Source organism: Alicyclobacillus shizuokensis NBRC 103103 (genome assembly GCF_001552255.1).
GTDB lineage: Bacteria > Bacillota > Bacilli > Alicyclobacillales > Alicyclobacillaceae > Alicyclobacillus_G > Alicyclobacillus_G shizuokensis.
The window spans coordinates 48,711-64,684 of record NZ_BCQV01000002.1 but is presented as its reverse complement, the minus strand read 5'-3'; the positions used below and the strand labels follow the sequence as shown (position 1 = coordinate 64,684).

The 15,974-nt window shown below is 63.0% G+C and carries 10 protein-coding genes; 6 read left to right on the top strand and 4 right to left on the bottom strand.

Features of this window, described 5'->3' with window-relative positions:
* The first annotated feature begins 23 nt into the window (after window positions 1-23).
* Genes carA through pyrE form a run of 4 tightly spaced genes read left to right on the top strand, consistent with a single transcriptional unit; the run spans window position 24 to window position 5,856 of the window.
* Complete coding sequence (gene carA / locus ASH01S_RS00975) at window positions 24-1,148, top strand: glutamine-hydrolyzing carbamoyl-phosphate synthase small subunit (protein WP_245628880.1); 1,125 nt, start codon at window positions 24-26, stop codon at window positions 1,146-1,148.
* Window positions 1,132-4,419: a carbamoyl-phosphate synthase large subunit gene (gene carB / locus ASH01S_RS00970; protein WP_083516707.1), complete on the top strand. Its 3,288-nt coding sequence runs from the start codon at window positions 1,132-1,134 to the stop codon at window positions 4,417-4,419. The genes carA and carB overlap by 17 nt, the downstream gene beginning before the upstream one ends.
* A complete protein-coding gene (gene pyrF, locus ASH01S_RS00965) occupies window positions 4,412-5,203 on the top strand; it encodes an orotidine-5'-phosphate decarboxylase (RefSeq protein ID WP_067922091.1) in 792 nt (263 codons plus the stop codon). The genes carB and pyrF overlap by 8 nt, the downstream gene beginning before the upstream one ends.
* Window positions 5,204-5,208: 5 nt before the next feature.
* Window positions 5,209-5,856: an orotate phosphoribosyltransferase gene (pyrE, locus tag ASH01S_RS00960; protein WP_067922277.1), complete on the top strand. Its 648-nt coding sequence runs from the start codon at window positions 5,209-5,211 to the stop codon at window positions 5,854-5,856.
* 82 nt (window positions 5,857-5,938) lie between these two features.
* Here pyrE and ASH01S_RS00955 read toward each other — a convergent pair whose 3' ends face one another.
* A complete protein-coding gene (locus ASH01S_RS00955; RefSeq protein ID WP_067922088.1) occupies window positions 5,939-6,583 on the bottom strand; it encodes a QcrA and Rieske domain-containing protein in 645 nt (214 codons plus the stop codon).
* A gap of 224 nt (window positions 6,584-6,807) precedes the next feature.
* A complete protein-coding gene (locus ASH01S_RS00950; protein ID WP_067922085.1) occupies window positions 6,808-8,097 on the bottom strand; it encodes a Glu/Leu/Phe/Val family dehydrogenase in 1,290 nt (429 codons plus the stop codon).
* Between the two features lie 112 nt (window positions 8,098-8,209).
* Here ASH01S_RS00950 and ASH01S_RS17765 point away from each other — a divergent pair, with 112 nt between their 5' ends.
* The gene (locus ASH01S_RS17765) at window positions 8,210-9,691 is read left to right on the top strand and encodes a DUF2254 family protein (protein WP_169794160.1); all 1,482 of its coding nucleotides are present in this window, start codon (window positions 8,210-8,212) and stop codon (window positions 9,689-9,691) included.
* Here the strand turns inward: ASH01S_RS17765 and ASH01S_RS00935 are convergent.
* Window positions 9,607-11,400 carry an Rqc2 family fibronectin-binding protein gene (locus ASH01S_RS00935; RefSeq protein WP_067922077.1) on the bottom strand — a complete coding sequence of 598 codons (1,794 nt, stop codon included), beginning with the start codon at window positions 11,398-11,400 and terminating at the stop codon, window positions 9,607-9,609. The genes ASH01S_RS17765 and ASH01S_RS00935 overlap by 85 nt on opposite strands.
* Before the next feature lie 145 nt (window positions 11,401-11,545).
* Here ASH01S_RS00935 and ASH01S_RS00930 point away from each other — a divergent pair, with 145 nt between their 5' ends.
* Window positions 11,546-14,254: a calcium-translocating P-type ATPase, SERCA-type gene (locus ASH01S_RS00930; protein ID WP_067922073.1), complete on the top strand. Its 2,709-nt coding sequence runs from the start codon at window positions 11,546-11,548 to the stop codon at window positions 14,252-14,254.
* A 78-nt stretch (window positions 14,255-14,332) separates the two neighbouring features.
* Here the strand turns inward: ASH01S_RS00930 and ASH01S_RS00925 are convergent, their stop codons facing one another.
* Window positions 14,333-15,964, bottom strand: coding sequence for a DHA2 family efflux MFS transporter permease subunit (locus ASH01S_RS00925; RefSeq protein ID WP_067922065.1), 1,632 nt, complete (start codon window positions 15,962-15,964; stop codon window positions 14,333-14,335).
* Window positions 15,965-15,974: the final 10 nt, after the last annotated feature.

Genomic DNA, 15,974 nt, shown 5'->3' with positions numbered 1-15,974 from the left:
CGACTACGCGAGGAGGCATGGAATTGGCAGCACGAGGCAAGCAACCGCGGCGCGCTCGCCTGGTCCTGGAAAACGGTCTTACGTTCGCGGGCTGGGCGTTCGGCGCCGACGGCGAGACCGTGGGTGAAGTGGTGTTCAACACCGGAATGACCGGCTACCAAGAAGTCTTGACCGATCCGTCCTATTACGGGCAGATTGTGACGATGACGTATCCGCTCATCGGCAACTATGGGGTCAATGTCGATGACGTGGAGTCGCGTCGACCGTACGTGAAAGGGTTTGTGGTGCGTGAATGGAGCCAGGCCCCGAGCCATTTTCAGAGCATCGGGTCCGTGGACCGCTATCTGGCGGATCACGGCATTATCGGCATCTCGGGCGTCGACACGCGCCGGCTGACCAAGGCCATCCGCAGCCAAGGCACGATGAAGGCGGTGCTGACGACACGCGACACGCCGGCCGACGAGCTGGTGGCGCGTTTGCAGGAACCGCTGGCAACGGATGGGATTGACCGGGTGACCACGCCCGTGGTGTATCGCTGCCCGGGCGAAGGGCGCCGCATCGTCGCCATCGATTTCGGCATGAAAGCGGGCATTGTCCGCTCACTGCTCGCCCGCCGCTGCGATGTCATCGTGGTTCCGGCGCGCACGAGTGCCGCCGAAATCCTCCAGTGGCAGCCGGACGGCGTGATGTTGAGCAACGGCCCCGGCAATCCGCTGCACGCTCCCTACGCGGTGGAGACCGTTCGTCAGTTGATAGGCCGCGTGCCCATCTTCGGTGTTTGCCTCGGGCACCAGCTGATTGCCCTGGCGAGCGGCGCGGGAACCACAAAGATGCGTTTTGGCCACCGGGGTCTCAATCATCCGGTGCAGGACCTGCGCACCGGCCGCATCACCATCACTTCCCAGAACCACGGCTACATGGTTGACCCGGATACCCTGCCGGGAACCGATTTGGTGCTGACGCACATCAACCGCAACGACGGTACGGTGGAGGGATTGGCGCACCGCAAACACCCGGTGTTCTGTGTCCAGTATCATCCCGAGGCGCGTCCCGGACCGGACGATTCGGATTACCTGTTTGACGAGTTCATGGACATGATAGACCAGGTCAAGGAAGGGAGCTGGGTGCCCCGTGCCGAAGCGCACTGACATCAAGAAGATCTTTGTGATTGGCAGTGGGCCCATCACCATCGGCCAGGCGGCCGAGTTTGATTACGCGGGCACCCAGGCGTGTGCGGCGCTGAAGGAAGAGGGGTATGAGGTGGTGCTGGTCAACTCCAATCCGGCCACCATCATGACCGACCCGCAGATCGCCGACAAGGTGTACCTGGAGCCGCTGACGCCGGAGTTCCTGGCGCAGATCATTCGCGCCGAGCAGCCTGACGGCCTGTTGCCCACCCTCGGCGGTCAAACCGGGCTGAACCTGGCCGTCCAGCTGGCGGAGATGGGAGTGCTGGAACAGGAAGGAGTCAAGCTGCTCGGCACGTCGCTGGAGGCCATCCGCGAGGCGGAAGACCGCGAACAGTTCCGCGCTCTGATGAACCGGCTGGGGCAGCCGGTGCCGGAGAGTTCGATTGTCACCAATATGGAGGAAGCGCGGGCGTTCGCGCGCGAGATCGGCTTCCCCATCATCATTCGACCGGCCTATACGCTCGGCGGCACGGGCGGTGGCATCGCCTCCACGTGGGACGAGTACGAGGAGATTGTCGAACTGGGCCTGACCCTGTCTCCTATTCACCAGGTTTTGGTGGAACGCAGCATTGCCGGTTTCAAGGAATTGGAGTACGAGGTGATGCGGGACAGCCAGGACAACTGCATCGTCGTCTGCAACATGGAAAACATCGATCCGGTCGGCATTCATACGGGTGACAGCATTGTCGTGGCCCCGAGCCAGACCCTGTCGGATCAGGATCACCAGATGCTGCGTTCGGCCAGTCTGGCGGTCATCCGCGCACTGCGCATTGAGGGCGGCTGCAATATCCAATTCGCCCTTCATCCGGACAGCCGTCAGTATTACGTGATTGAGGTGAACCCGCGGGTCAGTCGTTCCAGCGCCCTGGCTTCGAAGGCGACCGGCTATCCGATTGCCAAAATGGCGGCCAAGATTGCGGTCGGCTACAGCCTCGACGAATTGAAAAACCCGGTGACCGGCGAGACGTATGCCAGCTTTGAGCCGGCGCTTGATTACGTGGTGACGAAGATCCCGCGCTGGCCCTTTGACAAGTTCGGCAGCGCCAATCGGCGCTTGGGCACGCAGATGAAGGCAACCGGCGAAGTGATGGCGATTGGCCGCTGCTTTGAAGAGTCTCTGATGAAGGCCGTCCGTTCGCTCGAGGTGGGTGTGGATTCCCTGTGGCAAAAGGAAGCGTCGGAGTGGAGCATGGAGGAGATTGAGCGGCGCTTGAAGCAGGCCGACGACGAGCGGCTGTTCGTGCTCGCGGAGGCGTTCCGGCGCCAGGTGCCGCTGGAAAAGGTGTTCCAGTGGACGCGCATTGACCGTTGGTTCCTGCACAAGCTGCAGGGGCTGGTGCGGCTGGAATCGGAGCTGAAAGCGGCCGGGAGGCGGTACGGATCGTTCCGGAAACTGGCTGAAGCGGATCCCGACCTGATTGTCGAGGCCAAGCGCCGCGGTTTCCCGGACACCGCCTTGGCCCGGCTGACCGGCGCAGACCCCCTCGAAGTGAGACAATGGCGGCGGGAACGCGGGCTGGTTCCGGTGTACAAGATGGTGGATACCTGCGCCGGCGAGTTCGCGGCGGCCACCCCATACTACTACAGCACGTACGAGGAAGAGGATGAGGTGGTCGACAGTCCGCGCCGCAAGCTGTTGGTGCTGGGGTCCGGCCCGATTCGCATTGGACAAGGCATCGAGTTTGATTACTGCTCGGTGCACGCGGTGTGGGCCATTCGCGAGGCCGGGTATGAGGCTGTCATCGTCAACAACAACCCGGAGACCGTATCGACCGACTTCAACACCTCGGACCGGCTGTACTTTGAACCGCTGCATGTCGAGGATGTGCTCCATGTCATCGACCGCGAGCAGCCGGAGGGTGTGATTGTCCAGTTCGGCGGTCAGACCGCCATCAACCTGGCGGAGCCGTTGGCGAAGGCGGGGGTGCGCATTCTCGGAACAAGTCTTAAGGACATCGACACGGCGGAGGACCGAGAGCGGTTTGACGATTTGCTGCGGGAGCTGGGCATTCCACGCCCCGACGGGCGAACCGTGACGTCGGTGGGGGCGGCGTTGGCAGCAGCGGGCGAGCTCGGCTACCCAGTGCTGGTGCGCCCGTCCTATGTGCTGGGCGGCCGTGCGATGCAAATCATCTACTCGGACGAAGAGCTGCTGACGTACATGCGGGAGGCCGTTGAGGTCTCTCATCAGCATCCGGTGCTGATTGACCGCTACATGCAGGGCACCGAGGTCGAGGTGGACGCCATTTCCGACGGCGAGACGGTGGTCATCCCAGGCATCATGGAGCACATTGAGCGGGCCGGTGTCCACTCGGGCGACTCGATTGCGGTGTATCCGACCCAGTCTCTGTCGGAATCCGTTCGGGAGCAGTTGGTCGATTACACCATCCGTCTGGCGAGGGGGCTGTCGGTCAAGGGATTGGTGAACATCCAGTTTGTTGTCAGCGGCGGGCAGGTGTACGTGATTGAGGTCAATCCCCGGTCCTCGCGCACGGTACCCTTTCTCTCGAAGGTCACCGGGGTGCCGATGGTGCGTCTCGGTATGCAGGCGGTGCTGGGGCAGCGCTTGGACGAGTTGGGATGGAAGACCGGGTTGGTGCCGGAGCGGCCGCTGGTGGCGGTCAAAGTTCCGGTGTTCTCCTTCGCCAAATTGCGGCGCGTCGACATCGACCTGGGGCCGGAGATGAAATCGACCGGGGAGGTCATGGGCTGCGACGCCACCTATGCCAAGGCATTATACAAAGGCCTGCTGGCGGCGGGCACGCGCGTGCCGGAATACGGCACGATTCTGGCTACGATAGCCGACAAGGACAAGGAGGAGGCGTGGCCTATCCTGCGCGGCTTCACGGAGCTGGGCTATAAGCTGGCGGCCACGGAAGGCACAGCGCGCTTCCTGAGGGGTAAAGGATTGTCGGTACTGGTGGTCAATAAACTGGCTCAGGGCACGCCCAACCTGGCGGACGACATTCGAGACGGACGGATTCAATTGGTCATCAACACGCTGACCAAAGGGCGCAAACCGGAGCGGGACGGTTTCCGCATTCGCCGGACGGCCGTGGAGCACGGGGTGCCCTGCCTGACCTCGCTGGACACGGCGCGCTCGTTGCTGGAGGTACTCTCCACCATCCGCTTTCGCACGACGCCGCTGACGGCGGATGTCCAGTACCCGAGGGCGAGCGGCGATGACGCCGCCGGCACGGCTAGTCTGGCGGGGGTCGCCCATGAGTGAGCGATGGACGCGCGCAACCCTGCGGGAGCGGCTGGCCGGTCCGGAGTACGACGAGGTTCGGGCGCGCACCTACCTGGCGCTGGACGTTCCGGATGCTGAGCAGGCGCGGGCCTGGATAGACCGTCTCGGTGACGCGGTCGATGGCTACAAGGTGGGATTGGAACTGTTTTACGCCTCCGGGACGCAGCTCCTGGATGAGTTGGCGCGGCGGCACAAGCGGGTGTTCCTCGACGTGAAGCTGCACGACATTCCCAACACGGTGGCGGGAGCAGCGAAATCCCTGTGCCAGCATCCGCTGGAGATGGTCAATGTCCACGCCGCCGCCGGTCGCCGAGCGCTCACCGCCGCGCGCGAGGCGGTGGAACAAAGCGCCTTCCGACCGCTGTTGATCGGCGTGACCGTGCTGACCAGCCTGGATGCCGACGACCTGGCGGACATCGGTATGGGCCGCGAGCCGCAGGAGTGGGTTGTGCGGTTGGCCCAGCTGGTCAAAGAGTGCGGACTCGATGGCGTGGTGGCGTCCGCCCGCGAGGTGCAACGGCTGCGCTCGCGTTTTGGGTCCGGGTTTGAGTTGGTCATTCCGGGCACCCGTCCGTCCTTCGCAGAGCGGGCGGATCAACGGCGGACGCTCACGCCGGGAGAGGCCCTGAGGCTGGGGGCGACGCGGCTGGTGCTGGGCAGGGCGGTGACCAGGGCCGAGGAGCCGGAGCTGGCGCTGTTCAACATTTGGGAGGAAATGAGACAGGCGCTTGACCATGCGCGAAACGGAGGTGGCGAGCGGTGACAGCGATGCAGTCGGATGAAATCCATTCATCCCGCGCCTTGGCGCGTGGGTTATTGCAGATTCGGGCGGTGCAGTTGGACACGCGCAACCCGTTCACGTGGTCTTCCGGTTGGAAGTCTCCCATTTACTGCGACAACCGCTTGATTCTGAGCTATCCGGTGCTGCGGCAGCAGGTGATAGACGGGTTTGAGGCATGGGTACGCAGCAACGCGCCGGGAACCGAAGTGGTGGCCGGGGCGGCAACCGGTGGCATTGCACACGCCGCTTGGCTGTCGGAGCGGCTGCAGCTGCCGATGGTGTACGTCCGGTCCAGCGCAAAAGCCCACGGCCGCGGGCGCCAGGTGGAAGGACGCCTCCCGAGTGGCGCGCGGACGTTGGTCATTGAGGACACGCTGTCTACCGGTCGATCCGCCTATCAAGTGGTCGACGCACTGCGTCAAGAGGGTGCGCAGGTGCTGGCGGTGCTGGCCATCTTCTCTTACGGATTTCCGCAGACGGGTGAGCGTGTGCGGGAGAGCGGGGTGCCTGCGCACGCCCTGTTGGACTACGACACGTTGATTGAGGTCGCGCGGACAGAAGCCTACATCGACTCCGAGGGCGTGGAGGTCTTGCGGTCCTGGCGGAAAAGCCCGGAGACGTTCGGGCAGGAGTAGTGGTGGACGGCCCTGGCAGGGTGGGCGTGATGCCCGCGGCGGCCAGGGCATCTGCGCGCGTCCGGCGGCAAAAGGATATTCGCTACTCGACCTCCGGATTCGGATTTTCGTCCCAGGTGTCATTCGTCCGTTGGAACGACGGCCCGACGGATATGGTTCCGTCCGATTCTACCCGATATTGGTAGAGATCCAGCGGGCGCGGGGCGGGCGATCCGGGCGTCGGCACACCATAGATGTTGTATTGGCTGCCGTGGCATGGACACATGAACCATTCCTTGCCATTCCCGTACTTGGGCGCTACCGATTTCCCGTTCTCCTCCGAACCGTTGACGTGGCAGCCCAGGTGCGTGCAGGTATGGGACATAATCATCAATTTCTTTTGATACTTGATGACAAAAACGTCGTTCGGTTTATCTTGCGAGTTCCAGGCGTCGTCAATGTGGATGTTGTACGTCACGTGGGTTGGAAGCTTGTCGTTGAAGTCGGACGGTTTCCATGACGTGCGAGCATAACTGCCGCCCGCCCCACGGTGAAGTGGATCAAATGCGCTGACGATGAGCGGAGCGCCCATGATGGTGCCCATGAACGCACCGGTCCCACCAAGGACGTATGTAAGGAACTGGCGGCGGGTGAGTCCTTCCGTCTGTACACGCTTTCCCGCAAGCGAGCTGTGGTCCGCCGTCGGTCCCGCCGCAGGTTGGGGCCGGTTTGGTGACTTGTCAGACACTGCGCATTCCCCCTCACACCCTGTTTCTGTAGCGAATTGGAATCCCGGCGCCGGGCCGGTACCGCTCCATCCGCGCCACCGGAGACACCTACGGAGAGTTCCGAACATAGCAAGTATATCACTTCTATGCGCTTGGTGAAATATTCGATGTGTACAGACAACAGGCGGGCGCCGCCCCTAGGCGACGCCCGCCTGGCCCCAGGCACCCATACTTCTTGTATGTCTTATACCCAGCCGCGCCAGCGCATCGCCTCAGCCAACGGCCGGACACCGGCCATGTAGGCCGCCAGCCGCGGCGATACCTGATACCGCTCGCTCATCTGCAGGATGCTGTGCACGGAAGCCACCATCATCCGCTCCAGGCGCTGGTTCACCTCGTCCTCGGTCCAGTACCAACCCTGGTTGTTTTGTACCCATTCGAAGTACGAGACGGTGACGCCGCCCGCGTTGGCCAGCACGTCCGGGATGAGCAGCACGCCGCGCTCCTGAAGCGTCTGCTCCGCCGCCGGCGTGGTTGGTCCGTTGGCCGCTTCGACGATGATGGAAGCCCGGATTTTGTCCGCATTCTCGACCGTGATTTGGTTTTCCAAGGCCGCGGGCACGAGAACATCACAGTCCTGCACCAGAAATTCGTCGCCCTGGAGAACCTCCGAGTAATTGGTCGTCACCATGCCGAACGAGTCGCGCTGGTCCAGCAACTCGGGGATGTCCAAGCCGTCCTTGTCATACAGGCCGCCGCCGGCATCGCTGATGCCGACCACCTTGACTCCCCATTCGTGCAGGATGGCGGCGACGTTGCTGCCCACATTGCCGAATCCTTGAATGAGCACGCGCAGGTCCTGCAGGTTCCGATCCCGCTTGGCCGCCGCCTCGCGAATGGCGATGCATACCCCAAGCGCCGTCGCCCGCTCGCGCCCGGCCGATCCGCCCAATACCAGCGGTTTCCCGGTGATAAAGCCGGGGGAGTCGTATTCGCGAATGCGGCTGTATTCATCGTACATCCAGGCCATGATCTGGGGATTGGTGTAAACGTCGGGAGCGGGGATGTCTTTCGTGGGTCCGACAATCTGGCTGACGGCCCGCACATATCCGCGCGCCAGCCGTTCCTGTTCATGAATCGACATGGTCCGAGGGTCGCAAACGATGCCGCCTTTGGCGCCGCCGTAGGGGAGATTGAAGATGCCACATTTTATGCTCATCCAAATGGAGAGGGCCTTCACCTCGTCAACCGTGACCGCGGGATGGAAACGTATGCCGCCCTTGGTGGGGCCAATCGCATCGTTGTGCTGCGCACGGTATCCGGTAAACACTTGTACGTCTCCGTTGTCCATGCGCACCGGAATCCTCACGGTCAGGGTGCGCACCGGTTCCTTCAGCAGTTCGTAGACCGTTTCGGAATAGCCCAGGCGGGTCAGCGCCGCGTGTACGGCAGCCTGTGTGGACGTCAGCACGTTTTCTGCAGCAGCCGGACGGTTGGCGCCCGCCGCCAGTCGTTTGCTGACCTGAGTACTCATGCCAAGGACGCTCCTCTCACATCGCAACCTGATGATTTCTGAAACCCTGATACATAATAAATCAGTCGAGTCCACTTGGAAAGTCCAGTTTGGCAAAGGAGAGAGCGACGACGTGCGACAGCGGCCCGAGAGCGTACGAATGGCACCCGTTTTTGGCCACCTGCGCGGCGTCTCCTCGTCCTGGGCGTTCCATCTGCTTCTGGCGGCGCTCCTGATTACCATCGTGTTCCTGTATCCGCCCGAGATCTTCACCGGGGACACGGATACGGCCCGCAACTATCTGAATACCATCGTCTCTTCGCTCTCCACCATTCTTGCACTGGCCATTTCGATTATACTGGTCGCGATTCAACTCGCCGCCAGCAACTACACCCATCGCGTACTCGATTTCTACATGCGCCTGCCGTACAACGCGTCGTTATTTTTGCTGTACCTGGTGACCATCATGCACAGCTTTGTCTTGATGGCCAAAATCCGCGATCCCGTTCGCGATCCGCTGCCCCGCGCCCTGGTTCCGGAGATGAGCGCGGACCTGGTGCTGGTCGTCATCTGCTTTGTCAGCATGCTGATCTACATGTACGCGGTGGTTCAACTGCTCAAACCAGAGCGTATCGTGCACCTCGTCATCCGCGACTATCAGCGCGCCTGCCAGAAACGGGACTGGCATGCCGCTTTGGACAACATCGAACAGATCTGCGACATCGCCAAGCGCGCGGCTTCGGCCAGCGACTCGGTCACCGGCATGCACTGCATCGAGGTGATGCGCGAGATCGGCGTGCGGCTGCCGTTGCCCGGCGGGGAGCATGATGCCGTGGTCAAAGTGCACGAAAACCTGGTGGAGCAATGGGTGGAGGTAGTCGGGGTGTCCATCAAGGAGAAGGAGACCGGCTTGGTATACGCGGTACTGGACGCCCTGCAGGGGCAGGGGCGGCTGTACATCCAAGGCCGCTTTTGGCCGGGCGCCGTGGTTGTCATCAAGGCCTACCGGCACGTGGTGTTCAACCACCTGTTGGCGGAGGGGCAGGTGTTTGACATCGAGCAGGTGGCGAGCCGGCTGTACCAATTGGCTCTGGACGCCGTGCCCTGCGGACGTCGCGGGCAAGACTTCTGTCTGCGCACGTGGCGCGTCATCGAGACCATCGCCGAGCCGGTGTTCACCAATCAGCCGGTCATCGGATCGACCTTGGTAGACGGGTTTTTGCTCGCCCAGCAGATTCCGCCCACCCTCGCCGGGCTCGGCGAAGAGGGGCGGTTGCGGGCGATGGTCACCTATTTCGAACTCTGGAAGACGTTCGCCATGGCGGCTTCCCGCCGCGAGGCCGCCCATTGGGCTCGCTGGTGGCGTGAGCAGGTGCAGGATGAGGCATGGGTCCGCCATGGCCAGCACCTCGCCCTCCTGTTGGCCGCACACGTGAACCGCGAGGACCTGGCCCAAACCCTCTGCTACGTGTGGGGGTGGCCGTTGGAGACGTCGCCCAGCCTGCCCGAGGAGTTGGCGGAGGAAGCTCCTCACTTGTTCGACGGCTGGCCAATCTGCACCAGCAGCGGCCGCATCTGCGAGCGATCCGGGGTGACAAACAGGGTTCGCTGCTGATTGTACAGCACATGCCCGGGCCGGGCGCCGCCTGGTTTCCAGACGTGGCGGACGTCCGTGTAATCCACCGCGACGTTGGACGAATCGCGAGCCTTGCTGTAATAGGCCGCCAGCATGGCTGCCTCCTGCAACGTTCGCTCCGGCACCGTCTCACCTTGGCGGCGGATGACCACGTGAGACCCGGGTTGGTCTTTGACGTGCATCCAGATGTCCTGGGGCCGGCTCTGCCGCAGGGTGAGCCGGTCATTTTGTTGGTTGCTGCGGCCGACCAGGATGGTCCAACCATCGCTGCTCCGGAACGTGTACGGGGTAAACTGCGGCGCCCCGCCGCGGCGCCCGGCGTGTTTGGCTCTGTCGCCGCGGCGGCGCGGGCCGGGCTTGAGGAATCCTTGTTCCGCCAATTCGTCCCGCAGAAGTGGCAGCTGCTCGGCGTCCGCGTCCTCCGCCTGCAGCAGGCATGACTCCAGGTAAGCCATGTCGCCCAAGGTCTGCGCCAGTTCATCCGCCGCCAGGGTCAGCGCGCGCTTGCGCTTGCTCGCCCGCTTGAAGTACGCCTGCGCGTTTTCTGTCGCAGACTTGGACGGATCAAGCGGGATGGTGATGGGGCGGTTGTCGTCGTAAAAGTTTTCCAGCGTGACCTGGGTCGCCCCTTTGTTGACCCGGTGGGCGTAGGCGGTCAACACCTCGCCCATGATGCGCAAGGATTCGTGATCCTCCGCGTGTTCCAGCTCGGTTTCCAATTTCACCCGCTTGCCGCGCAGTCTGTCCAACTGATCGGCGAGGGCGCGCATGAGATTTGCCTTCTGTCCGGTCAGGACCTCGATGGCGTCGTGCTCCTCGGCAAACCGGGCCAACGCCTCGTCGAAGGACGGAACTTCCTGGCAGCGCTCGTATGCACTCAGGTGAAAGGGGGCGCAGGCTGTGACCCGCCCCAGTTCATCCAGTCCGACGTGGGCCGACTCCAAGCCCAGTGCGGCGGCGCGGGCGAGCGTCGCGAGCGTGCTCACCACCTGCTCCGGGTCTGCCGCGCCGGTACCCGTCTCAGGACTCACCCGCGCCAATGCCTCGCGCGCTGTCACTGGGCCCACGCCGGCCACCGTCCGCATCAAGGCCCGCGTCCACGCCTTCGCATCGTCCGTCGCCAGGCCGGCCAGAGGCTCCAGGTCGTCCCGGGTCACGCGGTCAATGGCCGGCCGTCCCTGGGTGGGGGGGCGGACATACATAAGACCGGGCAAAACCTGACGCACCCGACTGAGGTCGGAAGGAACCCGGACGACGGCATCGACAATCCGGGTCGGGGTCCCGTCCGCATCGGCTCGGCAAAGAATCAAGTTGCTGTGCTTGCCCATCAACTCCAAGGTGAGTGTGAACACAGCCGTATCACCCAATTCGTCGACGGACTCCATGACGATATCCAACACGCGATCCCACCCGTGTTGCCGGATGTCCCGGATGCGTCCGCCCACCAGGTGCTTGCGTGCGAGCATGCAGAACATGGGGGGATCGACAGGATTGTCGGGACGCGCAAAAAACAGGGTATGGGCACGCTCACGGCCCCGCTCCGCAGACAGGACAAAACGGTGGGTGCCCGCCTGGCGAACGGTGAGCACCAGGGTCCTGTCGCTCGGTTGATGAATCCGGTCCACGCGGGCGCCGACGTATTTTTCTTTCCATTCTCGCACCAAGGCTCTGAGTGCCAAGCTATCCATCCATATCCCTCCGCCGTCAGTCGTGGGGGCTCGGACATGTTTCCCACCGTACAAGCATATGCATTACAGGACACTGGGTAAAGAGGCCCTGGGGCGGCAAGCGCGCACCGCCCGTAGGCGCCAGAGATTTAAAGGGGTGGCTCCGGTGGAGAAGAACTGGCATGCCTTGGCCGCCAGCGATTGTCTGTCGATTCTAGAGGCAACGCCTTCCGGTTTGGCCTCGGCCGAAGTCGAGGCGCGGCGCGCCAAGTATGGCGTCAATCAGCTGGCGGAGGGCACGAAGGTGTCGCTCTTGACGGTGTTTTTCAATCAATTTCGGGACTTTATGATTCTGGTCCTGATTGCCGCCACACTCATCTCCGGGCTGCTCGGTGAGTACACGGACGCCATCACCATCATCGCCATCATCATCCTCAATGGGGTGTTGGGGTTTGTGCAGGAGGTGCGGGCGGAAAAGTCCTTGGCCGCGCTCAAAGCCCTGACTGCCCCCAATGCCCGCGTGCGCCGCGACGGCGAGGTGGTCTTGGTGCCGGCGCGGGACCTGGTTCCCGGCGACATCGTGATCCTGGAGGGCGGGGACCGGGTGCCTGCGGACGGCCGCCTGTTGAGCGCCCAGGCGCTGACAGTGGAGGAGTCGTCGCTGACCGGTGAATCGGTGCCGGTCAGCAAACAGGCGGGCATCTTTGTAGATCCGGTGTCGAGCCTGGGCGACCGCAAGAACATGGTATATATGGGCACCATGGTCACTCGGGGCAGGGCGGAGTTTGTGGTCACGGAAATCGGCATGGCGACCGAGATGGGGAAGATTGCTGATCTGATGCAGCAGTCGGAGGAGACGATGACACCGCTGCAGCGGCGGTTGGACCAGTTGGGCAAGGTGCTGGTGTGGCTGGCGCTGGGCATCACCCTGCTCGTCGTGGCGGCCGGCGTCCTGCACGGGCACGAGCTCTACGACATGTTCCTCGCCGGCGTCAGCCTGGCCGTGGCGGCGATTCCTGAAGGCCTGCCGGCCATCGTGACGATTGCCCTGGCGCTGGGCGTCCAGCGCATGATCAAGCGGCACGCGATTGTCCGCAAACTGCCTTCGGTGGAGACCCTCGGCTGCGCAACGGTGGTTTGCTCCGACAAGACCGGCACCCTAACCCAGAACCGCATGACGGTGCAGCGAGTGTGGGCGGACGGCGAATGGTTCCGCGTCACCGGCTCCGGCTACAATTTGGTCGGCAACTTTATCTATGAGGACCGGCCGATTCAACCGCTGCGCAGGCCGGCCGTCAAGCGCTTGGTCGAGGTGGCCGCCGTATGCAACAACGCCGCGCTCAAGCCCCAGTCCGAGGAGGACGACTGGCTGCTCGACGGCGATCCGACCGAGGGCGCGCTCTTGGTGATGGCGATGAAGGCCGGGCTAAAGCCGGAGGAAGCGGGATTCGAGCGGATCGACGAAATCCCGTTTGAGTCGGAGCGCAAGCTGATGTCGGTTTTGGTGCGCCAGGGTGAAGAGGTCCTGCTGCTGACCAAAGGTGCGCCCGACGTGCTGCTGGAGCGTTCCAGCAAGGTGTTGACCGGAGGGCGCGAGGAGCCCCTCTCGCAGGGGTTGCGCCGGCAGATTCTCGCGGCCCACCAACAGATGGCCGCCCAGGCCTTGCGCAATCTGGCGTTCGCGTATCGGCGCTTTCCCAGCGTCGAGGCGGCCAAGGCAACGCGCGATCCGGAGACGGAGCTGGTGTTCACCGGTATGACGGGGATGATGGACCCGCCGCGTGAGCTGGTGTACGAAGCCATCGGCACCTGTCACCGGGCCGGGGTGCGGACGGTGATGATTACCGGGGATCATCAGGAGACGGCGACCGCCATCGCGCGTCAATTGGAGATTCTTCCCGATGGCGGGAGGGTGGTCACCGGAGCGGCCTTGGATGCGCTGTCGGACGAGGAGTTGGCCCAGCAGGCGCGTGACATCTATGTGTACGCGCGCGTGACCCCTGAGCACAAGCTGCGCATCGTGCGGGCGCTGCAGAACAACGGCGAAGTCGTGGCTATGACTGGGGATGGCGTCAATGATGCTCCCGCCATCAAGCAGGCGGATATTGGCGTCGCGATGGGCATGGCTGGCACCGATGTGGCCAAGGAGGCGGCCGCCCTGGTGCTGGCCGACGACAACTTTGCCACCATCGTCGCAGCGATTGAGGAAGGGCGCGGTATCTATGACAACATCAAGAAGTTCATCCGCTACCTCCTGGCCAGCAACGTGGGTGAAATCATCACCATGTTTCTGGCCATGTTGGCCGGGCTGCCGCTGCCGCTCTTGCCGATTCAAATTCTTTGGGTCAACCTGGTCACCGACGGGCTGCCGGCGATTGCCCTGGGCGTGGATTCGGTGGAAAAGGACATCATGGACAGACCGCCGCGCGACGTGCGCGAAGGCATATTCGCCGGTGGACTGGGACTCAAGATTATCAGCCGCGGCACGCTCATCGGCCTGGTGACCTTGGTGGTGTTTTTCTGGTCCTTGCGTCAGAACCCGCAAAACCTGGCCCACGCCCAGACGATGGCGTACGCCACGCTGACGATGGCGCAGCTGATTCTGGTGTTCGACTGTCGCAGCCTGCAGGGGGGCATCTTCAAGCGCAGCCTGTGGGAGAACGGCTGGCTCCTGCTCGCGGTGGCGTCCTCGGTGGTGTTGTTCCTCATCACATTGTACATCCCACCTGTGGCCAGGGCGTTCAACACGGTGCCGCTGGGGCCGCTGGAGTGGGTGATGGTGCTCGTCGCCGCCGCCGTGCCCACGTTCGCTCTGTCGTTGCGTCGTGCCGGCCGCAAAGCCATCCGGCCCAAGGTGCCGGTGCGCGACGTGTGACGGCGAGAGGCCTGTGGGAAACAAAGAGAGGGCCGCGCACTCCCCACGGGAGAGACGCGGCCCTAACTGCGCCTGCCGTCAATCTACGGGCACCGGCTCGGGTAGTTCGGACGCATCCCGCTCCTTGGGCACCAGCGCCTGTGTCTCGGCGGGCTGGGACACCTTCGGCGGCGTCACCCGGCGGATGAAGAACGAGAGCACCAGCGCCACAGCCACGATAAGTGTGGCGACTAGGAATGCGTCGTTGATGCCGTCCACCGTCGACTGTTTGCTGGCCATACCATACAACAGCTCGGCCGCCAGCGCCTGCGCCTTGTCGCCGCTGGCGCCCAGAGCCGCCCCGACGTGTTGGATGAACTGTTGAATGGTCGGATTGGTCGCGTTGACAGAATTCACGTATTGCCCCATGTGCACCTGCGAACGCGTCGTCATCAACGTTACCATGATGGCTGTGCCCAGGGATCCAGCCGCTGTCCGGGCGGTATTGGCGGCGGCGGTGCCGTGTGCGTTGAGGTGTCTCGGCAATTGATTGAGACCCGCGGTCATGACGGTCATCATGATGAATGACATGCCGAACATGCGCGCCGTGTAGAGCCACATGATGTGCGTGTAGCTGGTCTGCAGGGTCAGGTGGCTGAAATCCCAGGTGGTGAGGAGCGTCACAATGAGCCCGAAGATAACCAACGGGCGCGCCCCCAGCCGGTCGAACAGGGCGCCAGCTATCGGCGACATGATACCCATCAGAACAGCTCCCGGCATCAGTAACAAGCCGGATTTGAGCGGCGTGAAGCCGCGGATGTTCTGAATGTAAATCGGCAGCAAAATCATCGCTGCAAACATGGCCATGTTGACTACGCAGCTGACCACAGTCGTCAGCGAGAACATGTCATAGCGGAAGACCTGCAGCTTCAACATCGGTTCGCGCGCCGTCAACTCCCGCCAGACGAACAGGATGAGCGCCAGCACCCCGATGATGATGGAGCCGGTCACCCCGGAGTCGGACCAACCATTGTTTCCGGCTTCGCTGAATCCGTACAACAGTGCGCCAAAGCCGATGGTGGAGGTGATGAACCCCGGCCAGTCGAAGTGGGGGTGGGTGCGTTCGGTCGCGTTGCGCAGCAAGAATACCGCCATCAGGATATCGATCACCGCAATCGGGATGACAATCCAGAACAGCACGCGCCACGTCCAGGTCTCAACGACCCACCCCGACAGCGTCGGTCCGACGGCCGGCGCGAAGATCATCGCGATGCCAATCATGCCCATCGCCTTGCCACGCCCTTCGGGCGGGAACAGGTTGAGGACGACGGTCATCAACAAGGGCATGATGATGCCCGCACCTACCGCCTGAATCACGCGGCCGATGAGAATGACAGCGAAGGAAGGCGCAATCGAACAGATGAACGATCCAAGGGTAAACGCGGCCATCGCCCCGATGAACAGCTGCCGTGTCGTGAACGTGCCAATCAGGTAAGCGGTGATGGGGATCAGCACGCCGTTGGTCATCAGGTAGGCGGTGGAAAGCCATTGCACGGTGTTGGCGGTGACGCTGAAATCGTTCATCAGCTGCGGCAGCGCCACGTTCAGCAGTGTCTGATTCAAGATGGCCACGAAGGCGCCGAGAATCAGGGTGACTAAAATCGGCCCGACGTGTGCGCTGCCTGCTGGAGCCGCGGGCCGGGATGCCTCCTGGGCAGTATCTACGGACACGTCACTTCAG